23 protein-coding genes and 1 pseudogene are annotated in these 25,455 nt (G+C 37.3%); 7 read left to right on the top strand and 17 right to left on the bottom strand.

What is annotated here, in order from left to right:
• Window positions 1-264 precede the first annotated feature (264 nt).
• Both secDF and HRG09_RS00650 read right to left on the bottom strand, forming a co-directional pair.
• Window positions 265-2,529 (bottom strand): protein translocase subunit SecDF, encoded by a 2,265-nt coding sequence (secDF, locus tag HRG09_RS00655; RefSeq protein WP_174098884.1) that lies wholly within the window; start codon window positions 2,527-2,529, stop codon window positions 265-267.
• 355 nt (window positions 2,530-2,884) lie between these two features.
• A complete protein-coding gene (locus HRG09_RS00650) occupies window positions 2,885-3,169 on the bottom strand; it encodes a post-transcriptional regulator (protein ID WP_174098883.1) in 285 nt (94 codons plus the stop codon).
• Window positions 3,170-3,388: 219 nt separating this feature from the next.
• On the opposite strand from HRG09_RS00650, the gene spoVB reads away from it, so the two are divergent.
• On the top strand, window positions 3,389-4,948 hold the full coding sequence (gene spoVB / locus HRG09_RS00645) for a stage V sporulation protein B (RefSeq protein ID WP_174098882.1): 1,560 nt from the start codon (window positions 3,389-3,391) through the stop codon (window positions 4,946-4,948).
• Window positions 4,949-4,988: 40 nt separating this feature from the next.
• Here the strand turns inward: spoVB and HRG09_RS00640 are convergent, their stop codons facing one another.
• Complete coding sequence (locus tag HRG09_RS00640) at window positions 4,989-5,645, bottom strand: DUF421 domain-containing protein (protein WP_174098881.1); 657 nt, start codon at window positions 5,643-5,645, stop codon at window positions 4,989-4,991.
• A gap of 114 nt (window positions 5,646-5,759) precedes the next feature.
• On the opposite strand from HRG09_RS00640, the gene HRG09_RS00635 reads away from it, so the two are divergent.
• Window positions 5,760-6,143: a TIGR04086 family membrane protein gene (locus HRG09_RS00635; protein ID WP_174098880.1), complete on the top strand. Its 384-nt coding sequence runs from the start codon at window positions 5,760-5,762 to the stop codon at window positions 6,141-6,143.
• Between the two features lie 31 nt (window positions 6,144-6,174).
• Here the strand turns inward: HRG09_RS00635 and yajC are convergent, their stop codons facing one another.
• Genes yajC through ruvA form a run of 6 tightly spaced genes read right to left on the bottom strand, consistent with a single transcriptional unit; the run spans window position 6,175 to window position 10,509 of the window.
• Window positions 6,175-6,435, bottom strand: coding sequence for a preprotein translocase subunit YajC (gene yajC, locus HRG09_RS00630; protein WP_017150677.1), 261 nt, complete (start codon window positions 6,433-6,435; stop codon window positions 6,175-6,177).
• Between the two features lie 27 nt (window positions 6,436-6,462).
• Window positions 6,463-7,602 (bottom strand): tRNA guanosine(34) transglycosylase Tgt, encoded by a 1,140-nt coding sequence (gene tgt / locus HRG09_RS00625; protein WP_174098879.1) that lies wholly within the window; start codon window positions 7,600-7,602, stop codon window positions 6,463-6,465.
• A 14-nt stretch (window positions 7,603-7,616) separates the two neighbouring features.
• Complete coding sequence (gene queA / locus HRG09_RS00620) at window positions 7,617-8,669, bottom strand: tRNA preQ1(34) S-adenosylmethionine ribosyltransferase-isomerase QueA (protein WP_174098878.1); 1,053 nt, start codon at window positions 8,667-8,669, stop codon at window positions 7,617-7,619.
• Window positions 8,670-8,687: 18 nt separating this feature from the next.
• Window positions 8,688-8,888, bottom strand: coding sequence for a DUF2905 domain-containing protein (locus HRG09_RS00615; RefSeq protein WP_174098877.1), 201 nt, complete (start codon window positions 8,886-8,888; stop codon window positions 8,688-8,690).
• The gene (gene ruvB, locus HRG09_RS00610; RefSeq protein WP_174098876.1) at window positions 8,885-9,886 is read right to left on the bottom strand and encodes a Holliday junction branch migration DNA helicase RuvB; all 1,002 of its coding nucleotides are present in this window, start codon (window positions 9,884-9,886) and stop codon (window positions 8,885-8,887) included. Before ruvB ends, HRG09_RS00615 begins: the two co-directional genes overlap by 4 nt.
• A gap of 5 nt (window positions 9,887-9,891) precedes the next feature.
• Window positions 9,892-10,509, bottom strand: coding sequence for a Holliday junction DNA helicase RuvA (ruvA, locus tag HRG09_RS00605; protein ID WP_174098875.1), 618 nt, complete (start codon window positions 10,507-10,509; stop codon window positions 9,892-9,894).
• A 191-nt stretch (window positions 10,510-10,700) separates the two neighbouring features.
• Here ruvA and HRG09_RS00600 point away from each other — a divergent pair, with 191 nt between their 5' ends.
• Window positions 10,701-11,645, top strand: coding sequence for an iron-hydroxamate ABC transporter substrate-binding protein (locus HRG09_RS00600; RefSeq protein ID WP_174098874.1), 945 nt, complete (start codon window positions 10,701-10,703; stop codon window positions 11,643-11,645).
• Between the two features lie 13 nt (window positions 11,646-11,658).
• Here the strand turns inward: HRG09_RS00600 and HRG09_RS00595 are convergent, their stop codons facing one another.
• Window positions 11,659-12,189 (bottom strand): BofC C-terminal domain-containing protein, encoded by a 531-nt coding sequence (locus HRG09_RS00595; protein WP_174098873.1) that lies wholly within the window; start codon window positions 12,187-12,189, stop codon window positions 11,659-11,661.
• Window positions 12,190-12,648: 459 nt separating this feature from the next.
• On the opposite strand from HRG09_RS00595, the gene HRG09_RS00590 reads away from it, so the two are divergent.
• Window positions 12,649-13,083: a branched-chain amino acid ABC transporter substrate-binding protein gene (locus HRG09_RS00590; protein WP_174098872.1), complete on the top strand. Its 435-nt coding sequence runs from the start codon at window positions 12,649-12,651 to the stop codon at window positions 13,081-13,083.
• Between the two features lie 69 nt (window positions 13,084-13,152).
• Here the strand turns inward: HRG09_RS00590 and HRG09_RS00585 are convergent, their stop codons facing one another.
• The 5 genes and pseudogenes from HRG09_RS00585 to nadB form a co-directional block, all read right to left on the bottom strand.
• On the bottom strand, window positions 13,153-13,833 hold the full coding sequence (locus HRG09_RS00585; protein ID WP_174098871.1) for a YhcN/YlaJ family sporulation lipoprotein: 681 nt from the start codon (window positions 13,831-13,833) through the stop codon (window positions 13,153-13,155).
• A 1,964-nt stretch (window positions 13,834-15,797) separates the two neighbouring features.
• Window positions 15,798-15,966: pseudogene (safA, locus tag HRG09_RS29610) on the bottom strand (SafA/ExsA family spore coat assembly protein); the annotation flags it as partial.
• A gap of 203 nt (window positions 15,967-16,169) precedes the next feature.
• Window positions 16,170-17,276 (bottom strand): quinolinate synthase NadA, encoded by a 1,107-nt coding sequence (gene nadA / locus HRG09_RS00575; RefSeq protein ID WP_174098869.1) that lies wholly within the window; start codon window positions 17,274-17,276, stop codon window positions 16,170-16,172.
• Between the two features lie 29 nt (window positions 17,277-17,305).
• Window positions 17,306-18,139: a carboxylating nicotinate-nucleotide diphosphorylase gene (nadC, locus tag HRG09_RS00570; protein ID WP_174098868.1), complete on the bottom strand. Its 834-nt coding sequence runs from the start codon at window positions 18,137-18,139 to the stop codon at window positions 17,306-17,308.
• A 19-nt stretch (window positions 18,140-18,158) separates the two neighbouring features.
• The gene (nadB, locus tag HRG09_RS00565) at window positions 18,159-19,685 is read right to left on the bottom strand and encodes an L-aspartate oxidase (RefSeq protein WP_174098867.1); all 1,527 of its coding nucleotides are present in this window, start codon (window positions 19,683-19,685) and stop codon (window positions 18,159-18,161) included.
• Window positions 19,686-20,039: 354 nt separating this feature from the next.
• Here nadB and HRG09_RS00560 point away from each other — a divergent pair, with 354 nt between their 5' ends.
• From HRG09_RS00560 to HRG09_RS00550, 3 genes are all read left to right on the top strand, one after another.
• Window positions 20,040-21,182, top strand: a complete 1,143-nt coding sequence (locus HRG09_RS00560; RefSeq protein WP_174099301.1) for an IscS subfamily cysteine desulfurase — start codon at window positions 20,040-20,042, stop codon at window positions 21,180-21,182.
• Complete coding sequence (locus HRG09_RS00555) at window positions 21,182-21,724, top strand: transcription repressor NadR (RefSeq protein WP_174098866.1); 543 nt, start codon at window positions 21,182-21,184, stop codon at window positions 21,722-21,724. Before HRG09_RS00560 ends, HRG09_RS00555 begins: the two co-directional genes overlap by 1 nt.
• A 124-nt stretch (window positions 21,725-21,848) precedes the next feature.
• Window positions 21,849-22,496 (top strand): MOSC domain-containing protein, encoded by a 648-nt coding sequence (locus HRG09_RS00550; RefSeq protein ID WP_174098865.1) that lies wholly within the window; start codon window positions 21,849-21,851, stop codon window positions 22,494-22,496.
• Window positions 22,497-22,587: 91 nt separating this feature from the next.
• Here HRG09_RS00550 and pheA read toward each other — a convergent pair whose 3' ends face one another.
• Complete coding sequence (pheA, locus tag HRG09_RS00545; RefSeq protein ID WP_174098864.1) at window positions 22,588-23,439, bottom strand: prephenate dehydratase; 852 nt, start codon at window positions 23,437-23,439, stop codon at window positions 22,588-22,590.
• Window positions 23,440-23,535: 96 nt separating this feature from the next.
• Complete coding sequence (locus HRG09_RS00540) at window positions 23,536-25,446, bottom strand: ABC transporter permease (RefSeq protein WP_174098863.1); 1,911 nt, start codon at window positions 25,444-25,446, stop codon at window positions 23,536-23,538.
• Window positions 25,447-25,455 lie beyond the last annotated feature (9 nt).

The raw sequence follows: 25,455 nt of genomic DNA, 5'->3' as shown, positions 1-25,455 counted from the left end.
CTTGTTATTCCGCATTAACTATGCAGCTAACACTCCACTTTAAACTTTAGCAAAAGGCGCTAAAGGAAGTGTCACTTTACCCCGGTCTAAGGGACAGTACCTTGTTTGCTTATTCGAGAAGTTTCACTGTCCCTATGACCCTGATTGGTTCCACTAACCTTTAGCAAAAAAACGCTAAAGGAAGTGTCACTTTAGTGTATCCGCAAACGAAAAAAGAGATGCCTCCAAAAGAGGCATCATCTTTTTATATGTTTTTTCTCATTTTTATACTTGTGGTTCAGATACTTCAGTTTCTACTTTCTTCTTACCTTTTCCTTTTTTCAATCGGCGATTTTCAAGCATTAGCCAAATTTGAGAAGCAACAAAGATAGAAGAATACGTACCTACAACTAATCCAACCATCAATGCAAGCGAGAAGTTTCGCAGTGATTCACTACCAAAGATAAGGAGTGCAATAACTGGGAACAACACCGTTAGAACTGTATTAATAGAACGACCAATTGTTTGACGAATACTTGAGTTTACGATTTCTTCTAAATCCTTCACGTCGCGAATTCGTTTTTTCTGCTTGTATAGCTCACGGTTTCTATCAAACGTAACAATCGAGTCATTGATGGAATAACCAATGATTGTTAATACCGCTGCGATAAACGTTAAATCTACTTCCAATTGGAAGATACTAAACACCACAATCATAACGAACGCATCATGCAATAATGCGATTACCGCAGATAATGCGTATGTGAAGCGGAAACGAATACTCACATATAAAATGATAACCGCCGATGCAATCATAACTGCGATAAATGCATTTTGTGCAATCTCTTTCCCGATTGTCGGCGAAACTGTACTTACATTCGGATCTGTACCATATTTATCGTGGAAGAATGTTTTCGCTTTTGCAATTTCATCTTTCGATAAAACACCGATTGTACGAACTGCAAAACCTTTATTGTCATCTCCAGTTGGTACAATGTCCTCTTTTTTCACATCAATTTTCAACTCATGTAAATCTTTTCGAACTTGATCTACACTAATCGCTTGTTTTGACTGTAAGTCCATACGTGTACCACTTGCAAAGTCAATTCCAAGGTTCATTTTGAAAATTGGTAGTATAATTGCTCCAGCAATAACAACTACAATTGAGAATAAGAAGAACTTATGACCAATATTTACAAAGTTAATACGGTCAAATCTCGTTGGTGCATGTTCTACACCTTTTGATAACGGAATAATTTCCTTCTCTTTCACACCAAAGTAAGATAATTTCTTATCGAAGTAACGGCTTTTCACAAGTAATCCAAGTAGGAAACGCGTACCGAATACGTTTGTAATAAAGCCGACTAAAATACTCACAATTAAACTTGTCGCAAACCCTTTTACAGAACTTGTACCATAAACAAATAACACACCAGCCGCTGCTATTGTTGTAATGTTTGCATCTAAAATTGTCGCTAACGAACGATGATTACCCGCGCGATATGCTGACATCATCGATTTACCAATTCGTAATTCTTCCTTCAGTCGCTCATATGTAATGATATTCGCGTCAACCGCGATACCAACTCCGAGCACCAGTGCCGCAATACCTGGTAACGTAAGGACTGCATGCATCCAGTTAAAGACAAGCAATGTCACGAAAATATATAAACCTAACATGATAACCGCTACAAGTCCTGGCAAGCGGTAGAATACAAGCATAAATAAGAAGATTATAGCAACCCCGATTATACTAGCAAAAATCGTTTGCTGTAATGCTTGTTCACCGAATTTCGCACCAACAGATGTTGAATACATTTCTTTTAAATCAACAGGAAGTGCACCAGCGTTTAATAAGTCTGAAAGCTGCTTCGCACTTTCAACCGTAAAGTTTCCACCAACGATGGATACTTCTTTTTGATTAAATACTTGATTTACTGTTGCTGCTGATAAAAATTTCGGATTTGGTTTTGCTGCTTCTGCTTTATAAGAATCTTTACCTTCTTCAAAATCAAGCCAAATCACCATTAAGTTTGTTGGTGGTGGCATTTTAGATACTTTTTCAGTTACTTCACGGAATTTATCAGCACTTTTTAATGTAAGCCCAACGCTTGGTCGACCTTGATCATCAAATGTTTGCTTCGCTCCTCCGCCCTTTAAATCCGTTCCATCCATGAGAAGATTATCATCTACATCGCGGAATGTTAATTTTGCTTGAGTAGATAAGATTTCACGTGCCTTTTGCTGATCTTTGACACCCGCAAGCTGTACACGAATACGATCTTTTCCTTCAATTTGAATATTCGGTTCACTAACACCGAGAACATTCACACGATTCTCAAGAGCACCAACTGTACTTACAAGTGCATCATGATCAATCTTATCTCCCTTTTTCGCTGGCTTTACTTCATACAAGATTTCAAAGCCACCGCGAAGGTCTAGTCCAAGACTAATTCCTTTTGTTATGTTTTTTCCTGTCGCACCAATAATTCCACCGATTAACAATACGATGAGAAAGAACGCGACGATTCTAGTACTTCGCTTTGCCATATGTACCTTCTTTCTGCTACTAAAATCATAAACAAATCATATCATTCATTTACGCTAGACAAATCCCTGTAACAATCATTCCTGTTTATTCACAGGTATTCCTCTACACTTATGTGTTTGTCTAGTTAGTAGGCTTCCTTTCTGTGAATTTTCAACTTTTCTACTAGTGCTACTAGCCATATAGGTAAACCTTCAGTTCCACGCCCTAGACGTACAACAAAACCCTATATCTTACTACGAATTGTTATGTTTTCTGCTTTCTACCTCCTTTACTTAGAATCTCTGACATATACATTCCTCTTTATCAATACCTATCATTATACTGCAAAAGGAAGAACAAACCAATTACAGCCGGTTATTTATTTTCATATTCTTCAAATGACCCAAGTGGTTCTTGATACGCTTCTACCGTTAAATATGTCATATACTCATTTGTTGTTAATGTTAGCACATCATTCACAAGTTCATATAATCTAACATCACTATCTACCTTTTTCCACTTTTTACTTTTTAAACATTTCCATATATCCTCAGTCGTCACTCGGTCGTAGCCGATCATTTGAAATTCTTCTACTTTACTTTCTAAAACGACTTGCAACTGTCCGCGGTAAGCCTCTACCAAATCTTCTTTCTCAATCATACATCACATCTCCTTTTTATTTCAGCACGAAAAGTCGCTTTTCATCCCGCTCTAACGGACAGCAATAACCGCCTTTAAGAGTTCCATTTCTCGAGTACCTTCCTAGTAGAAGTTTTACTTTATGTGTTCATCCTCTTAAATGCTTGTCATTCTTGTCTCATACGTGCATATAAATTATTGTAAATCATTCCATTGATTTTGAGAAGGTAGGAGAAGACCATGACAAGACAAAGCTTTTTACGAGGCGCATTTATTTTAATGCTAGCTGGTTTTATTACAAAAATTCTTGGGTTTATAAATCGGATTGTAATGGCGCGTATTTTAGGAGAAGAAGGCGTCGGTCTTTATATGATGGCTGTCCCTACTTTCATTTTAGCAATTACCTTAACACAAATCGGACTTCCCGTTGCCATTGCAAAATTCGTAGCAGAGGCGGAAGCCGTAAATGATAAACAAAAAGTAAAAAGAATATTAACAGTATCATTAGCTGTTACATCCGTTATTAGTATTATCTTAACAATTACAATCATGCTTCTAACCCCTATTTTAGCTGAAACTTTATTAACAGATAAAAGAACGTACTATCCGCTAATGGCCATTTTACCCGTCGTTCCTGTTATTGCGGTTTCATCTGTTTTGCGCGGCTACTTCCAAGGAAAACAAAATATGAAGCCAAGCGCATATGCACAAGTGTTAGAACAAGTTGTCCGTATTACCATTATTGCCGTATGTATTCGTCTATTTTTACCTTACGGTGTTGAATACGCTGCTTCAGGCGCAATGCTATCAGCTGTTCTTGGAGAAGTTGCTTCTTTATTATTCTTACTCACTTTATTCCAGCGCGAAAAACATCTTTCCATCCGAACCGGTTTTCTAAGTACTGTCAAAGAAAGTAAACAAACTTTTCATTCGCTTATGGAAATTGCACTTCCAACTACAGGGAGTCGCTTAATTGGATCGATCTCTTATTTTTTCGAGCCAATTATCGTTATGCAAAGCTTAGCGATAGCTGGTGTTGCTGCTTCAGTTGCTACGAAGCAATATGGCATATTAAATGGCTATGCGTTCCCTCTTTTATCACTACCGGCCTTTATTACATACGCTCTTTCTACAGCACTGGTACCATCGATTAGTGAAGCAATGGCAAAAAAACAACATCGATTAGTAGAACATCGCCTGCAACAAGCTCTTCGAATTTCTTTAATTACCGGAGGCTGGTCGGTCGTTATTCTTTATGTATTTGCTTCACCTGTTTTAACTCTCATGTACGGTTCAGATAGCGCAACTGCATTCATTCAATTACTTGCACCTTGCTTTTTATTTCACTATTTTCAAAGTCCTCTCACATCTGTTTTGCAAGCTTTAAACTTAGCACGCGCCGCGATGATGAATACTTTTATCGGAGCCATTGTAAAACTGCTCGTTATTTTCTTACTCGCTTCGCGCCCAGAATTCCAAATGATGGGGGTCGCAATTGCAATCGCTGCTAACATTGTGACTGTGACATTCCTTCACTACGCAACCGTCTTAAAAAAAATTACATTTACAATTTATATGAGAGATTATATTTTCGGAGGGGTTGCGATTGTCATTGCAGGCGCTTTCGGTTTCTACCTCCACAGGTACATTATTTTTTCACATTCACTTGGCATACAAACATTATGGGAAATCACATTAACCACCATCCTTTATACACTGCTTCTTCTCATTTTCAAACTCATTCACAAAGACGAATTACGGCGTCTCCCGATTATCAGGAAGCTATCGTTTTTGAAATAACCATAAAAATAAGAAGCTTGCTTTTTTCAATGCAAGCTTCTTATTTATCTTTTAAATCCACAAAAAACTCCCCATTTTGGAAACTACAATACGAAATTTCTGTTATATCACTGTATCCTATGTTTTTCAGTTTTCTCACAAGCCATTCTTCTGACTGTTCAATCATATGCAAATGTGATTGTTGCATCTCCCCATCAATAATCAGTGGAAATGAAAAAATAGGTGTATCATCCTTATTTTTTTCACCCTTTTGTTTATGAAATACAGATAGTTTTCCTGAAGCTTCTAAAATAGCATATTCGACATCGCGAATATCACCAATTCCTTCTTCTCTTAACTGCATTAATAAATCGTCCATGTTATAGCGTTGCTTTCGCATTTGTTTTTCATCAATTTTCCCTTTCCGAACAATAATGGCTGGTTCACCATCTATTAAATGTCGGATTTTCCCACTTTTCAGAGAAGCGTATGCTAACACCATTTGAATAATCACAATTACTGCCATAGGAACAATTTGATCCCATACAGGGCGATCAGCATCGATAATTCCTAATACAGCAAGTTCACCTAACATAATAAAAACAACCAAATCCAAAATACTGAGTTCACCAATTTCTCGTTTTCCCATAACACGAAAAATAAGTAACATAATGAAATACAATAGAACTGTTCGAAAGGCAGTTCCCCATAGTTCCATCTGTAATCCCCTTTCTATTTCTTTCTTCTACGACGTAGTTTAACCAGCAAAAAAGAAACTAGTCTAACTTACAAGAATTGAAAATATGCTTGTATTAAAAAGGGGGAATTTATCATGGATGGAACGAAAAAGTTATCTACAGCAATTGGGTTTGGTATTATCACTTTATTAATACTTGCTTCTGTTACAAGTATGGTGATTGCACTTTTATTAAAATTCACAAACATTAGTGAAGGAGCATTGGCAATTACTCTTTTCATATTTGCAATCCTCTCTACCCTCATCTCTGGCTTTGTCGCTGGTAAAAAGGCACAAGGTAGAGGATGGTTAGTCGGTTTCACAACCGGACTTACCTTTACAATTCTTGTTTTTCTCGTCAGCTACTTAGGTTTCTCACACGCTCTATCCAACTCACAGCTTCTCTATCAACTTATGTTAATGGGGGCAAGTACAATTGGTGGTATATTCGGCGTTAACATGACGAAACACTCGAATTAAAAAGCCCTGCTATTAGCAGGGCTTTTTACTGTTACTTCTTCACAACTTCACGAATCGCATTGCGATCGAATGTTAAATGTGAACCACCAGATTTAATTACAATCGTAGTGTCATCTACTGATTCGATTGTACCGTGCAAGCCACCGATTGTTACAATCGCATCACCTTTTTGTAATTCACTTTGCATTTGAGCTACTGCCTTTTGACGCTTTTGCTGCGGGCGAATTAATAAGAAATAGAAAATCGCAAACATCGCAACGATCATGACAATATTCATCATACCTGGATTCATTTTTTGTTCCTCCTTTTAAATTATGTATTAGAAGTTTTTAGCATTCGGTTTATTAAAGCCATATTGTTCAAAGAACTCTTCACGGAAATCACCAAGACGGTCTTCTCGAATGGCTTGTCTCACCTGCTCCATTAAGTTTAACAGAAAATGAAGGTTGTGATAAGACGTTAAACGAATTCCGAACGTTTCATCACATTTCATTAAGTGACGAATGTACGCACGAGAATAGTTTTTACATGTGTAACAATCACAATTTGGATCAAGCGGACCGAAGTCTCTTGCAAACTTCGCATTCTTCACCACGAGACGCCCTTGGCTTGTCATACATGTACCATTTCGAGCAATACGTGTTGGAAGTACGCAGTCAAACATGTCAATACCACGAATTGCACCGTCAATTAATGAGTCAGGAGAACCTACTCCCATTAAATAACGTGGTTTATTGTCCGGAAGAAGCGGTGTTGTAAATTCAAGTACACGGTTCATAATATCCTTTGGCTCCCCAACTGATAAACCACCTACTGCATAACCAGGGAAATCCATTGAAACAAGGTCTTTCGCACTTTGGCGACGAAGCTCTTCAAACTCTCCGCCCTGCACAATACCGAATAAACCTTGATCCTGTGGACGCTCATGCGCTTTTAAGCATCGCTCCGCCCAACGGCTCGTACGCTCTACAGACTTTTTCATATATTCAAACGTAGCTGGGAACGGTGGACACTCATCAAATGCCATCATGATATCTGAACCTAATGCATTTTGAATTTCCATCGCTTTTTCTGGTGATAAGAATAATTTATCCCCATTTAAGTGATTACGGAAATGGACGCCTTCTTCTTCAATACGGCGGAAATCACTTAAACTAAATACTTGGAAACCACCGGAATCTGTTAAAATTGCGCGGTCCCAGTTCATAAATTTATGTAAGCCACCTGCCTCACGAATAATTTCATGACCTGGACGTAGCCATAAATGATACGTATTACTTAAAATAATACCAGAGTCCATTGCTTTTAATTCTTCTGGTGACATTGTTTTCACTGTCGCAAGTGTACCAACCGGCATAAATGTTGGTGTATCGAATGTGCCGTGTGGTGTATGGACGCGCCCTAAACGTGCCCCCGTTTGTTTACATGTTTTAATAAATTCATAACGAATTGCTGTCATAGATTTACTCCTTTTTATTTGTTTCTTGCTTTAGCATGAGATGCAACGAACATCGCATCACCGAAGCTAAAGAAACGATATTTCTCTTTTACTGCTTCATTGTAAGCATGAAGAACATTTTCTCTATTTGCAAATGCACTTACAAGCATAATTAATGTTGATTTCGGCAAATGGAAGTTTGTAATTAAACCATCAATTGCTTTAAACTCATATCCTGGATACATAAAAATATCCGTCCATCCAGATGCTCCGCAAAGCTTACCGTCGTGATCTGTAGCAATTGTTTCTAGTGTACGAGTTGATGTTGTACCAACTGTAATGATACGACCACCATTCTCTTTCACACGATTTAACAAATCTGCCGTTTCTTCTGACATATGATAATACTCCGCATGCATATGGTGTTCTTCAATTGTATCTGCAGACACTGGTCTAAATGTACCAAGACCTACATGAAGCGTAATGAATGCTAAATGAACACCTTTTTGCTTCAACTTTTCTAATAATTCTTCAGTAAAATGAAGCCCAGCTGTCGGTGCTGCTGCAGAACCAATTTCCTTCGCATATACCGTTTGATAACGATCACGGTCTTCCAGTGTTTCTTTAATATACGGAGGAAGCGGCATTTCTCCAAGTTCATCTAAAATTTCATAAAAAATACCGTCATACGAAAACTCCAGCTGACGTCCACCTTGATCAGCTGTTCCGATGCAAGTTGCTTTTAGCTTTCCTTCACCAAAAGAAATAATCGTTCCTTCTTTTACACGTTTAGCTGGCTTTACAAGTGTTTCCCACTTATCACCATCTTCTTGTTTTAAAAGAAGTACTTCAATATGTGCACCTGTATCTTCTTTCACACCATGCAAACGAGCAGGCATAACTTTCGTTTCATTTAAAACTAAACAGTCTCCTTCATGTAAATAAGAAAGAATGTCCGTAAAATGCTTATGCTCGATATCACCTGTTTCACGGTCTAACACCATTAATCTTGATGTTTCACGCTCTTCAAGCGGTGTTTGTGCAATAAGTTCTTCCGGTAAATGAAAATCAAACAGATTAATATCCATAACTATAGCCACCTATTTCTATTTAAATCGATTTATTATATACATAATAAAAGATAATACAATACTTAACACAATACATGTAATGATCGGAAAATAAAAGGTAACGTTTCCTTTTTTCACAAAAATATCGCCTGGAAGCCTCCCGATAAACTTCCAAGCTATTCCCACGACAATGAGAAGGATACCCGCCGTAATAAGCAACTTCGGCATATCCGTCATACTTTTGGCATCTCCATTCCGAAATGGTCATATGCAAGCGGTGTTACGATTCGTCCCCTTGGTGTTCGTTGTAAAAAACCGATCTGAAGTAAATACGGTTCATATACATCTTCAATCGTCGTAGATTCTTCCCCGATTGTCGCTGAAACAGTCTCTAATCCGACTGGTCCACCGCGGAACTTTTCAATAATACCAAGCAGTAACTTATGATCGATATGATCAAGCCCTAATTTATCGACTTGTAAGAGCTCTAATGCCATTTGAGTAATTTCCATCGTAATCGTTCCGTTGCCTCGAACTTGCGCAAAATCACGCACGCGTCTTAATAATCGGTTCGCGATACGCGGCGTACCACGCGCACGCCTTGCAATTTCTAAAGCAGCTAATGAGTCTATTTCAACTTCAAACACCTCTGCTGTCCGCTCTACAATCGCCGAAAGTTGATCTACTGTATAATACTCTAATCGTGATAACACGCCAAATCGGTCACGGAGCGGCGCTGATAAAGCACCTGCACGTGTTGTTGCACCAACTAATGTGAACGGTGGTAAATCAAGCCTTACAGATCTTGCAGTTGGTCCTTTACCAATGACAATATCAAGGCAAAAATCCTCCATCGCTGGATATAACACTTCTTCAATCGATCGGTGCAGGCGATGAATTTCATCAATAAATAGTACATCACCAGGTTGAAGCGCCGTTAATACTGCCGCTAAATCCCCTGGACGCTCGATTGCTGGACCTGACGTTGTTCGAATATTAACGCCCATTTCATTAGCGATAATATTCGCAAGCGTCGTTTTACCAAGTCCTGGCGGTCCGTATAATAGTACGTGATCCAATGTCTCCTCACGCATTTTCGCCGCCTCAATAAACACCTCTAAATTATGCTTTGCCTTATCTTGGCCAATATACTGACGGAGCGTCTGTGGCCGTAACGAATATTCTAAATCCGCATCTTCATATGCCGATTCTCCTGAAAGGAGACGTTCGTCCATTCTACTCACCTCTTACCATTTAGTAAAAGACTAAGTGCCTTTTTAATATATTGATCCGTCGTAAGTGATTCTTTTAATAACTCCGGTATAACGCGATTTACTTCTCGTTCTGCATAGCCAAGTGCACGCAGTGCTTCAAGCGCTTCGTCAAGCTCAGCTGATGAGCCTTTCTTCTCGTCAAAACGTTCTACATCTGAGAATAAATCAACAAATACATCTGGTACAACATCCGCTAACTTCCCTTTTAAGTCTAAAATCATTTGACGTGCTGTTTTCTTTCCGACTCCCGGGAATTTCACTAAGAATTTTTCATCCTCATGTTCAATCGCCTGTACAACCTGTCCGGTTTGACCAGAAGCTAAAATTGCAAGCGCACCTTTTGGCCCGATTCCTGACACACCTAAGAGTTTTGTAAATAATAAACGCTCCTCACGTGTCTTAAATCCGTAAAGCGCCATAATATCTTCTCTCACATAATGATATGTATATACACGAATTTCTTGCTTGCTTCTTTGGAATACATACGGATTTGGCGTAAAAATTTGATAGCCAATTCCATTATGATCAAGAACGACATATTCTGGCCCTACATATTCCACATAGCCTGTAACATATTCAAACAAAATACGATCTCTCCCTCTTAAATCATGTATTCCATTTTAACATATCTAATGCTGGAAAAGCGAGACTGACCCAACAAATGTTCTCCATTTGGATTTTCCATTTTTTTAATATTGACAGAAAGATATAGTGCCAATTAATATTACAATTGCGATAATGATTATCAATACTAATTAAAGGGGTTACATACAAGATGAAACGCAAGCTATCTATTCTACTTACTCTCATTCTTGTTGTTCTTACCATTGTTGGTTGCTCTTCTAAAAAAGAAGAATCACAGGCAAAAGAACAACCAAAAACAAAAGTTGTAAAACATGCAAAAGGAGAAGTTGAAATTCCGACAAATCCAAAAAGAATTGTTGATTTATCTGGATCATCTGAAGAATTATTACTTCTTGGTCATAAACCAGTTGGTACTGCCAACACGTATAAAGATAAAATCCAAAATCATTTACAAAAAGAACTAGAAGGTGTAAAAGCAGTTGGTTGGTACTGGGCACCTAAAGTCGATTTAGAAGCGGTTACTGCTTTAAAACCAGACTTAATTATTTTAAACAACCGTCAATTGAAAATTTATGATCAACTATTAAAAGTTGCACCTACAGTTGTTTTAGAAACAAACTTAGAAAACTGGCGCGGTAAATTTAAAGAAGTAGGCAAGCTATTTGACGAAGAGAAAAAAGCAGATAAATGGATTGCAGATTACGATAAAAAAGCTGCTTCCTTATCTAAAAAAATTAAAGAGAAAACAAAAGATGAGAACTTTATGTTCCTTGCTGTAACACCGCAAAACTTCCGTGTATATGGTAGTTTCGGATATGGTGATATTCTCTTTAACGATTTAAAGCTTCCTGCAACGAAAGGTACAGATTTAAAACAAACGATGGCACAAGTATCACTAGAAGGTCTTGTTGCATTCCAGCCTGATCAAATGTTTATCGTAAACTTTGGTGGCGAGGCAGATAAAGTGTTTGACGACTACAAAAACAGCGCTGTTTGGAAAGATAATAAAGCTGTAAAAAATAATCATGTTTACGAAGTAAGCAATGAAGTCTTTAACACAAAAGCATTCAATCCAATCGGAAAAGATATGCTAATTGATGAAATTGCAAAACAAATTTTAGATAAAAACAAATAAGAAAAATAGCAGCTCATCCCGAGCTGCTATTTTTCTTATTTTGTACTGCATACTGCTTCATCTTCTCAATCGTCTTCACAAAACGTTCTTTGGACTTGATGCGAATACCGCGTTTTAACTCTGCTCGTTCATAACTTTCTAGCTTTTTCATATCAATTTGAAAGAATGAATGAATCGCATTATCTTCTTTTGGCACCCCATTAAAAATTTGCAGTATTCCCTCATTAGAAACACCAAAATATCCACTCGTTTTAAGTAGTGGTGAAATATCATCTACCTTTTTTTGTAATACAATTTGTGTATCATCACGATCAACAAGTTGCCATTCTTTGTACTGCTGAAGAAACTGTTCTAAGTTTGCTACTTTTTCAGTAAAAATCTCCTCACTTACTTCTCCATCTACATACATACGCTCTAATAGAATCGTAACTTGAGGTTCTTTTTGCGTGACTTTTGGTACAGAAGACTCAGCCATCACACTTGATTCATGATATAAACAAAACATAGCGATTACGACTTGAACTGCAATCATCATGAATTTCATTTCCGCTCACCTCTTCTAAGCAAAATAAAACTTCCATTTGTAGTTTTTCCGGAAATGGGGGATTTATCCATAATAACAGCAATAGTTATTTTTAATGAAAATAAAAAATGCAGGTAAGACATAAGCCTACCTGCATGAGTCGTTTACTATTATATAATAAGAAAGACGCCTGAACATAGCAGGCGTCTTGATGCGTTTACGGCGAGAGACCAGGCGGCCACATCCGCGTGTTTAGCACTTAAGCATATCTCTCGTCTTACGTAAATTAGCTCATCGCTTTGCTAATATAACACTAATGTAAAAGGAACGCAAGCTAATCCTAAATTTTTTTTATTACCTTTTCATACCAATATGTATTCCTCAAGCCCCTTAAGTAAAATATAAATTGATTTATGTAATATATATGTTACAATTAACATGTATAAAATGATAAAGTATGGTAAAACAGGAGTGAGTCTATTGAAAAAAATAAAAGATGAACGTTTAATCCTTCAAAATCTAAAAAATGTTCGAATCGCTTTTCTATTTCAAACAATTGGTATAATAGGGATTTTGGGGTATATTGGCTTCCATGAAGGTATAGATCAAATTACAAAATCTCCGCTATGGTTATTATTTATGTTAACAAGTATACTTCTAGCCTATTTACAAATGGGAATCTCTGTTGATACAGAAGAAAACGAAAAAGGGATACATATAACACATTACTACAAACTTGTTTTCCGCTCTGCTATCGTAGGAATCATCTTTGTTGTAATTTATGTTATTTTCAGTCCTGAAAGACCATTGTGGGAAGCACTGCTTATTGGAAGCGTTCTTTTCTTATGCTTTTTAGCTTCTTATTCTGTTGGTTACTTTATTAAGAAAAAAAGATTACAGGATATGGATGAATAATCTTCTATGTATCCTGCTAATACTTACGATAACAAAAAAGGGGAAGGTGTAAACCTTCCCCTTTTTTTGTTATCGTACTGTACCAGTTAGACCATCACGGATGTCTCGGAACAGATCTGTTATATCACGGTTTAAATCGTTTGTTACTGTTCCATTGCGTAAACGTGTATTCACTGTATCGACACGGTCAAACATGTCATTTTTAACAGTTACATACACATTACGGTTTTTCACATCGTTGGCAACAGCTTGACGAATTTCATTTGCCATTGCGGTTTCGTTTACTACTGCACCACGTGGTTTTACCGCAATTACTATATCATTTCCTCGTACAACAGTAGAAACGCGATCTACATTATTCATACGTTTAACACGATTTGTAATTCTTTCTGCTGTCTTACCATCGTTGTTAATATATGAATTATTCATTGTAATGTTACGAGTTGGATAAGGATTTGCAATTTGACCATGGTAATTTACATCACGGTAATAATTATACCCAACATTATCACGACGATCGTAAACATTATTATTCATTCGGTCACCATTACGATATGTTACATAATCAGTATATCGATCGGTACGCGTCACATTATTTCTATATGGACGTGTATCATCATACGATGTACGTTCATAATTGTAAGTTGCATTACGATCATCCATCGCATTGTTATTATTAGGTGTACCACATGCAGCTAACGCACTGGTAACTAACAAAGAAGCGGCAATAATCTTAATCTTTTTACTCAATATAAAAACCCCCCTTGTTAGGTTGAACTTCCCTCTCGAAAAGCTCCTTCTTATAGTGAGTAACAAAGGAGGTTTTTACACTTGTTAATATTTCACTAGGAATTTTCTAACACTACTTCTTTACCGTTAACACAACTCTTTCTATTCCTCATCTTCTTCAAGTGGTTCTCCAAAAACTCTCGGCGGATCTTGATAAAACATCGCACCTGGCTGCGGTGCATACGCAACTTGATTTGTTGGGTAGTATAGAGAATTCGGATAGTATGGTCCCCCTGGCTGTGGACTATATAAATTTCTTTCCTCACCACATCCACAATCTTCTTCTGCCGGCATCATTGGTGGCATGTTATTATCCGTTTGTGGTTGATATGGCATTGAATTATGTTGCACTGGCATTTGGTACGGCATTATTGGCACACCTTGTGTATACGGCATTTGATAATACGGATTTTGCTGTGGTTGATATGGCATTTGATAATATGGATGCTGTTGTGGCATCATTTGTGGTTGATATGGCATCGGTATTTGGTGTGGCATCATTGGCGGTAGTTGGTTATTATCCATCATTGGCATCATATTCGGCATTTGATTGTTATCCATCATCGGCATGACATTCGGCATTTGGTCATTATCCATCATTGGCATCATATTCGGCATTTGATTGTTATCCATCATCGGCATCATATTCGGCATTTGATTGTTATCCATCATCGGCATCATATTCGGCATTTGATTATTATCCATCATCGGCATGACATTCGGCATTTGGTCATTATCCATCATTGGCATCATATTCGGCATTTGATTGTTATCCATCATCGGCATCATATTCGGCATTTGGTTATTATCCATCATCGGCATCATATTCGGCATTTGATTATTATCCATCATCGGCATCATATTCGGCATTTGGTTATTATCCATCATCGGCATCATATTCGGTGGTTGATTATTATTCATCATCGACAGGATATCTAGCATTTGGTTATTATCCATCGTTGGCATCGTAATATGGGGCGGTGTTACTTGTGGAATAACTAGTTTTTCTTTTGTTACATCCGGTGCAACTATATTTCCCACATTTTCTTTTTGTACCTGTGGCGAAACAACATTACTTACATTTTCTTTTTTCGTTTGTGGTGACACTATATTTCCTACATTTTCTTTCTTCACTTGTGGCGAAACAACATTACCTACATTTTCTTTTTTCACTTGCGGCGAAACAACATTACCTACATTTTCTTTTTTCATTTGTGGTGACACTATATTTCCTACATTCTCCTTTTTTGTTTGCGGTGATACTATATTACTTACGTTTTCTTTTTTCGTTTGTGGTGACACTATATTGTTAGGTTTCATCTTCTGAATTTGCGGGGCAATTAACTCGCTTCCTTTTTTGATTACATCTGAAATTTTATAGTCTTTTTTAGGTTTAATTGGTGGTTGTGGTGGCTGTGGTAATATATTTACTGAAAACTTTGTACTTTCTTTCCCCGCTGGTTTCTCTACTTTTTCTACAACTGGTGGCTTTTCAATTACAGCTGGTTTTTCAACGACAGGAGGTTTTTGAATAGGTACTTCTTTCTGAATTGGTTTTTCTTTTTGTATTGGCACTTCTTTCTGAATCGGCATTTCTTTTTGTATTGGCACTTCTTTCTGAATCGGCATTTCTTTTTGTATTGGCACTTCTTTCTGAATCGGCATTTCTTTTTGTATTGGCACTTCTTTCTGAATCGGTATTTCTTTTTGTATTGGCACTTCTTTCTGAATCGGCATTTCTTTTTGTGGCTTTACTTGCATTTCTTTTTGTGTTTGTTGCATAGCCGGTTGCTGCGTAATTGGGGCAGATTGATATGGTGCTTCTTCTTCATCTTCTATTCCAAGCGGCGTAGGTGTCGCTGCAAATTCTTTTTGTTGTACCTCTTTTACATATTCTTTTGGAGGAGCTGAGCCAGCACCCATATTTTTTTTCACATGCACACTGCTAGATGGTACCTTTATTTTCATACCTGGCATAATCAAATCGGGATTGCTAAGCTGCGTATTCGCCTTTTTTAACGTTTCAAGGTCTACTCCGTACTTTTTCGCAATTTTCCAAAGGGTATCCCCTTTTTGCACGATATGAATTTTCAAATTTTCCCCCTCCTGTATTACTTATCTATAAACAAAAATAATATAAAATAAAACTATCCTCTATGGTTTAACACTGTTGCTCTTACCATTTAGTCATACACAATATTGCACGAATATGAAAAATACAATGATTCCCTCAACACAATGTATGACTACAATTGGCTAATTATGTTTAATAAAAAAGCGACGGAAATCCGTCGCTTTTACACACGCTCTAACATACGATTTAGAGCAAGAACTGCTTCTTTTGTCACCTGTTTGTCTACCTGAATAACATTGATTTCCTCTCCGCGTTCTATCGTTTCTAACGCCCACAATAAATGTGGTAAATCAATGCGATTCATCGTTAAACAAGGACACATAAAAGGGTTTAGCGAAATGATTTCTTTATCTGGGTGCTGATGAATAATTCGATTGACTAAATTCATCTCTGTACCAATCGCCCATTTGCTCCCAGACGGTGCTTGTTCAATCATATCGATAATATATTTTGTCGATCCTGCATAATCAGAAGCTGCTACCACTTCATAACAACATTCTGGATGAACAATAATATTCATATCAGGATGGTTTTTCCGCACACTTTCAATGTTTTTGACAGTGAAATTTTGATGAACCGAACAATGCCCTTTCCATAAAATTACCTTTACATCTTCTATATCCCCATCGTACTCTAATGAATCTGTATGCGGATCCCAAACCGCCATTTTATCTAATGGAATCCCTAAGTCATACGCTGTATTTCTTCCTAAATGCTGGTCTGGTAAAAAGACAAGACGCTCTTTTTGCGTAAATGCCCAAGATACCATTTTTTTAGCATTAGAAGATGTTACTGTGGCACCGCCATTACGACCGCAAAATGCTTTAATAGCTGCTGTAGAATTGACATATGTCAATGGAATCATCGTATCTCCAAATAACTGCGTAAGTTCTTTCCAAGCTCGCTCTGTTTGTTCAATATCTGCCATATCTGCCATCGAACAGCCAGCACGCATATCTGGTAAGATAACAACTTGTTCATCTGTCGTTAACATATCTGCTGTTTCGGCCATAAAATGCACACCACAAAATACGATATATTTTGCCGCTTTATTGCTAGCCGCTACTTGTGCAAGTTGCAATGAATCTCCTGCAGCATCTGAGAATTGAACGACCTCATCCTTTTGATAATGATGCCCTGGAATAAATAACGTTTCCCCCAGTTTTTCTTTAATTTCACGAACACGCTCTTCCATCTCTTGTACTGACATTGTTTGATAACGCTCTGGTAACATCGTTTCGATTGGTTGAACCTTCTCTAAAATACTCATCAATACTCTCCCCCTCTAACCCTCTCGCCTTAAACCTCAATATTAAAGCTAATATCTAATGCTCCCGCAGAATGTGTTAATAATCCGAGCGAAATGTAATCTACCCCTGTTTTGCCGTATTTTGATAAATTTTCAATTGTAATACCACCTGATGCTTCTGTTACAATTGCACTTGGAACAATTTTAGAAAACTCACGAACTTCTTCTGGTGTACGATTGTCGAACATAATAATATCCGCTCCTGCAGCTACAGCTTCTCGCACTTGTTCTTCTGTCTCCGTCTCCACTTCAACTTTTACCATATGTCCAAGCTTTTCTTTTACAGATGTAACAGCTTTTGTAATAGACCCTGCAAAAGCAATGTGATTATCTTTAATCATGACACCATCGTATAATCCGAAGCGATGGTTATATCCGCCTCCGCATACAACCGCATATTTATCAAACATGCGTAGCCCTGGTATTGTTTTTCTCGTATCACAAATACGTGTATGGTCACTTTCTAGCGCCCGAACTGCTCTATGTGTCATCGTTGCTATACCGCTCATTCTTTGAATGACATTTAAAATTACACGCTCTGCTGTTAATAGAGAGGCAATCGGTCCTTGTACAGTTGCTAGAGTGTCGCCCTTTTCTACAAAATCTCCATCTTTTTTATAAAATGAAACTTGACTTTTGCCGTCTATTAATCGAAACCCTTGTTCAATTATATCTGTTCCTGCAAATACACCTGTATCTTTTACAAGAAATGTCCCCTTGGCTTGTAAATTATCAGGAAATATAAGTTGCGATGTTACATCTCTTTCCCCGATATCTTCTAGAAAAAAACTTTCCAATGCTTTTCTTACCTTTAACCCATTCATAAAATCCCTCTTCCCCTTATTACACAAGCTGTAATTTTTTATTAGCAAGAATAATTTCTTTCGTTACTTTATTTCGGCTTGGATAATCATCACGATAATGACCACCTATGCTCTCTTTTCTTTGCAATGCCGCTTCTGTAATGAGATGGCAAACTGTTAGCATATTCATAATTGTTATATCTTCATTTGTAAAAGCTCCATATTGCAGTTGAATACTGTGCACACCATACTGTTCAAACCATTGCTTTGCACATAATAAACTCGTTTCTGTTCGTACAATTCCTACGTATTCCATCATCTGTTCTTGTATCTCTTTTTTCGTTGGTAATTGAGGAATTGTAGATACTTCATGAATTCTTTCATAACCGTTTTCTTTTCCTTGTACTGGATGAGCTAAAATATGCGCTCCAATTCGTCTTCCGAACACAAGCCCCTCTAGCAGTGAATTGCTCGCTAAACGGTTTGCACCATGCACACCGTTACAGGCTACTTCACCAACGGCATATAAATGTGTAATTGATGTCTCTCCATCACAATTCACCTTGACGCCCCCCATATGAAAATGAGCCCCAGGTACAACTGGTATTCTATTTTGTTTCACATCTATCCCATTCTTTTTGCATAATGCAGATACAGTAGGAAAACGCTCTTCAAAATGTTGAATAGAAGAAATATCCAAGTATACACTTTCTCCTGCAAGAAGCTGTTCATGAATCGCACGTGCCACTACATCACGCGGTGCAAGATCGTGCTGCGGATGTACGTCCAGCATAAAACGCTGTCCTTTTTCATTTAACAGAACAGCCCCTTCACCTCTTACCGCTTCTGAAACAAGTCCGCAGCAACGCCCCCCTACATAGAGCATTGTTGGATGAAATTGAATAAACTCTAAATCAACCAACTCCCCACCAGCTCGGTACACCATTGCTAGTCCATCACCTGTAATCGTCTCATCGTTAGACGTAAATGCATACACACCTCCAATGCCACCTGTAGCTAATACAATGTGTTCAGCATAGTAACGATGTACATGTCCTTCACTATCACGGGTCAAAATACCCTTACATGTATCATTTTCTATTATTAAATCGAGCACCATTTCTTGCTCCACTACTGTAACGTAAGGAGCTACTTCTTGAATCAAATGCTCTAATAAGTTTTTTCCTGTTGCATCTCCCCCAGCGTGTAAAATACGTCGTTTTCGATGCGCGCCTTCTTTTCCAAGATGAGGTCCTTTTTCATCCCCATCAAATTTCATCCCATTTGCAATAAGATTTCGAATCTCTTTCGGTCCTTCTTCCACTAAATATCGAACAGCTTCTTCGTTGTTACAGTCACAACCAGCCTCTATCGTATCTTCATAATGATCATTCGCTTTGTCATAGGTAGCTACAGCTGCTGCAATTCCGCCCTGCGCTAAATGCGTATTGTTATTCCGCCTTGTTTTTTTTGTGATAATCATCACATTCTTTTCGTGACAAATCTCTTTCGCAACACTAAGTGCTGCAACACCACTTCCAATAATTAAGACATCTGCACTTGGCATGATCATTGCCTCCTACTTTACACTTTTCAACTGTCTTGACACCTATATTTACATAGATTTAAAATAATGACAAGAGTTTTTTAGAAAGTAATATTTTTGTTTTACGAATTTTCTCATGCTATATAAAGTGAAACTTTAATCAGTCGGGGGTTTCGCCCCTTAATGCGGGATAAATCACTGCTATGAAGAAGAAAAAGAGGCTTCCGCTCGTTTTCTCTCTCTGTTTTTACTTGGCATGGGCAGGAAGAGGCTCTGACCACTTCTATGCACGGCTGGATGCTCTCTCCCATCTAAAAAAAGTTTTTTCATTTACATTAAAAAACGAATGTAACTCTACTATAGAGAGGACTACACATTATGATATATCTTGACTATGCAGCTACAACACCGATGAGCAAAGAAGTAATTGACACATATACGAAAGCAGCACAGCAATACTTCGGTAATGAACAAAGCTTACACGATATCGGGGGATCAGCTTCATCTTTACTACAAGTTTGCAGGGCATCACTTGCACAAATGATTAGAGGAAAAGAACAGGGTGTATTTTTCACAAGCGGCGGTTCAGAATCTAATTATCTTGCAATCCAATCACTCTTAAATGCCAAAAGCGGCAAACATATTCTTACAACACCGATGGAACACGCATCCATTCGCAGCTACTTTCAGTCATTAACAAAGCAAGGGTATACAATTACAGAAATCCCTGTAGATTCAGATGGGCTTATTAATCTTGAAGCTTTAGAAGCAGCTATTACAGACGATACAGTTTTAGCAAGTATTCAACACGGCAACTCTGAAATTGGTACCGTTCAGCCTATCTCAAAAATTGGAGCCTTACTAAAAAAACACAATATTTTATTTCATACAGATTGTGTCCAAACATTCGGTAAGCTCCCAATTGATGTTACAGCGATGCATATTGATAGCCTTTCTGTTTCTGCACATAAAATATATGGACCAAAAGGTGTAGGTGCTTGCTATATAAACCCACAAGTACGCTGGGGGCAAGTCTTCCCGGGGACATCACACGAAAAAGGATTTCGCCCTGGTACAGTTAATGTGCCTGGCATTGCTTCCTTTCTAACAGCGGCAGAATATATATTAGATGACCGAGAAGAAGAAAGAACTCGTTTTGAACAATTACGATCTTATTTTACGGAACAATTACAAGCAATTCCTCTTGAAATTCAAGTAGAAGGACATTCTACTTCTTGTTTACCTCATATTATTGGGGTTACAATAAAGGGAATCGAAGGTCAGTACACAATGTTAGAATGTAATCGCCATGGCATCGCTATTTCAACAGGAAGCGCATGTCAAGTCGGTAAACAAGAACCTTCAAAAACAATGCTTGCAATTGGAAAAACGTATGAAGAGGCAAAACAGTACGTCCGCTTTTCATTTGGACGTCACACAACAAAAGAACATATCGATGCAACCATTCATGCACTACACACAATTGGAAATCAATTTTATAGAGGTGTTAAATTATAATGAAACAAAATGATCGAAAAAAAATTTTAGGAGAAGAAAGAAGGCAACTCATCCTGCAGTGGCTCCTCGCAGCTAACGAGCCGTTATCTGGAAGTGAGTTATCCAAAAAAACAAATGTCAGCAGACAAGTCATTGTGCAAGATATTTCCTTACTAAAAGCACGAAATGAACCAATTATCGCAACTGCACAAGGGTATTTATATTTAAAACCACAAGCAAAACAACAAGCTTTTGAACGTGTTATCGTCTGTCAACATAAACCAGATGAAGTCCGCCAAGAACTAACAATGCTTGTCGATCATGGGGTTACAATTAAAGATGTGAAAGTAGAACATCCTGTATACGGCGATTTAACAGCTTCTATTATGGTCAGCAACCGCTTTGATGTTGAACAATATTTACAAAAGATCGAAGAAACAAAGGCATCCTATCTATCTCAATTAACAGATGGGATCCACTTACATACAATTGAAGCAGATTCCACTGAAAAATTAAACGCTGCCTGCGAAGCGCTAGATCGCGCTGGATTTCTTGTTTATTAACATTTAATCCACCATCATCAATCGTACATGACTAGATGAAAAAGCACGGAGACTTACATTGTTCTCTGTGCTTTTTCATATGAAATGATATAATATTGAAATCAATTATAAAGGGGGATAACATATGGGGATTGAACTCATTCACTTTAGTACCGGCAAACCGAAGCAAATGCAATATGGAGAAAACAAAGAAATGACAACGGGTATCTGTAAAGTCCTTACAGAAGAGACCTTTTTATCAAAAGATGGCTTTCGCGGAGATGGTGTAGCCGACCTAAGATTCCATGGTGGACCTGATCGCGCTGTTTGTGTCTATCCACATGAGCATTACGCACTATGGGAACAAGAATTTCAAGCAGTACTCCCTCCTTCTACATTTGGCGAAAATATTACAGTAACAAATATGCTAGAACGTGATGTTTTCATCGGTGATACATATCAATTAGGCGAGGCAATTATTCAAGTCACACAAGGCAGAGTTCCATGTAGTACCATTTCCAAACGTCTCGGAATCCCTGGGATCTTACCTCGCATTGTAGAAACGGGTTATACCGGCTATTTATGTCGCGTTCTTCAAGAAGGTGTTGTTCGGAAAGACTCCAAAATCACATTACTTGAGCATCATCCAAATAATGTATCTATCCTGTTCTCTAATGAAATCTATTTTCATAGAAGAAAAGATATCGAAGGGATTGAAAAGATTCTTGCTGTTCCAGAGCTAGCAGATGTTTGGCGTGAGCAGTTAGCGGATCGTCTTACAAAATTAAAGTAATATAAAAAAATCCCACCATGTAAAAGTGGGATTTTTATATCATTTTAAAACACCTTCTTCGTTTCAAGCAATTTAAACGTTCACCTCACCTTTATAACCAATAAGAAGAATAACTCCCTAACACCGTAACAGAAAAACCTAATGCTTCAAGTTCCATAGTCACCCCTGGTAATAGTACATCATCATATGCTTTGTCTACATCAATTAAGAAAAAGTAATTTCCAAGGCCCGTTTTCATCGGACGGGATTCAATTTTTGATAAATTTAATTTTCTCCATGCGAAAGCTGATAACACTTGATAAAGCGCTCCTGCATAGTCGGCAGGTAACGTTATCATGAGCGTCGTTTTCTCTCCGCGGTTCTCACCATTTTTCGATAGCATCGCTTGCTTCTTTTTATGTAACACGAGGAAACGCGTATGATTGTTTTTATGCGTATGAATATCACGCTGTACAACTGCTAAATCATATTTTTCCGCTGCCGCTTCATTTGCAATGGCAGCGACCCTTTCTTCTGGATGTTCTTTCACATACTGCGCCGCTGCACTTGTCGATGTCATATCCCGAACCGTTACACCTTTTAACTCTTCATTTAAAAACTTATGACATTGCGCAATCGCATGCGGATGAGAATGTACTGCATATACTTCCTTCCATACTTTTTCATAATCTGGATGGACGAGCAAATGTTGCTGAATGGGCACTGTAATTTCTCCTACAATGAAAAGCGGTTGTTCATGCACAAGATAATCAACTGTAATATTGACTGATCCTTCAATTGCATTTTCAAGTGGTACAACAGCGAAATCAACATTTCCATTTGCTGCAGCATCCATACAATCAGGAATCGTTCGATACGGTACATGCTCTGCTTCCGGAAAAAAACGACTCACCGCCATATTTGTAAATGTTGCTTCTGGTCCTAAATAGCCAACTCGAATCATCGTCTTTTCCCCTCTTTTTCGTTTTCTTATTGTTATACCATAATTTTTTATATTCTTCTATGTAAATTTCGAATATTAAAAAAAGACTAGCATTCGCTAGTCTATATGTTTCCTATATTCTCTTTGAGCGAAGAAGAAATAGATAACGCATGCTAAAAGATAAAACACAATGACAACACATACGTTTTGAAATGAGCCCTCCCTAAAAACTGTCCTATGGAACGTATATAACGCAACCGCACTATGCATGCTTCCTACTAAAATAGGAGAAAAGAATAACACACTTAATTGCCAACGTGAGATTTTCCATACTTCCTGCTTTGTCACTCCAATTTTAGATAGTGCTCGATATTGCTTCCGATCAGATGAAATAGTATGAAACCATTTAAAATACACAATGCTACATGAGGTAAGAAAGAATAATATACTAATAAACGAACCAGTAAACAAAGTAAATTCCCCTATCTCTTTCATGCTCAAATATAATTCCATATTATTTCGAAATGTGCCATTCTTATCTTGTTTCATATGCTTACGTAAATCTTCATTTAATCTCTTTGTATTTTCAATATTATCTAATGTATAACCTCGATATATACGTTTTTCAGAATGAGGCATTGTATTTGCTATACCATTAAAATCTTGATCATTCATGACAAAAAACATCCCATTTACTTGATCCATGTGATAATTAAATAGCGATTCTTCTTTTTGTCCGTTACTTGTATAATCAAATGTCTGCCCAAACACATTTAATTGAACATTTTTCTTATTATATAAGAGAGACCTATGCTTATTATAATAAACAAGAGTAACAGTTCCTCTTTTTGGCGAATACGTTTTTTGTCCTTGCTCTCTTGCCTCTTTATTATATTCGCTAGCTCTTATTATAGTCGCCTCAGTATTTTCTCCATTATCGGGCTGAAATGTTGTTTGTAATCCTACAAAAGTTGTATAGCGAAATTCATGAAATCCATGTTTATGTAATAGATTCTCAACTATGTTCTTATCAAAAATTTCATTAGACCCAGTACCTTTTTCTACATATGAAAAGGATTGTGCCCCTCCTCCGCGCCACATATCTTGCATGCCCGAAAAATATAAAAATACCGTACCCGTTGCTGTAACAACAATAGTCGTTGCCATAGATAAAAGAAAGAAAAAACGGCCATTTTCCTTCATTCTATGTGATAATTGATTCACTATAAATAAATAAGGATATGTATACATAATTCTTTTATTCCGTTTTATCACTTCTAGAACTTGTATCACACCGTGTGTAAACGAAAAATACGTTCCAATAGAAATGAATATAACAACAGGGATGAAATATATCGCTATTGTTGGCAATGTGGACTGTAATGCTAAACCATATCCTATACCTAAACAAGCAAATCCTAGCATGCAGAGCCATTTCGAACTTTTGGTTTCCCTTTTATCTATTCGAAATTCTTTTAATAGACGAATCACTTTTATATTCCATATACGTAAAGCACTTACAAATGATAAAACGAAAAAGACAATTGTATATGTAATAAATGTTGTAAAAATAGCTTTCATATCAAAAATAAGTGTTAATTCTTTCGGAAGTCTAAGCAGCATACTAAATATCATAAAAAAGAGTTTTAAAAATATCATGCCGAGTCCAATACCAAAAATGTTAGCAAAAAAACCGATAATCATCTGTTCGATTATTATCATGCCTACAATATTAGACTTTGTTGCTCCCATCAACATATATAGTCCTAATTCTTTTTTACGTGCTTCTACAAAAATAGAGGTGGAATATAAAATAAAAAAAAGAAAGAAAGAAATGATAATAAAGTTACATACAATAAGCCCCCACCGTACATTTTGATACCACATCGTTTCTTGCATAGAAGGATGTACAATTACTGACATATACCCATAAGAAGCAAATATAGCAAAACAACTACTCAAGAAAAATACTTTATAACTCCGCCAATTCCCCCTTATATTTTGTATCGCTAGCTGTCTAATATTCATCAGCATCCT

The organism is Bacillus sp. Xin1 (assembly GCF_013314535.1).
Taxonomy (GTDB): domain Bacteria; phylum Bacillota; class Bacilli; order Bacillales; family Bacillaceae_G; genus Bacillus_A.
Note: the sequence above shows the minus strand (reverse complement) of the source record. Positions and strands in the feature narration are given on the sequence as shown.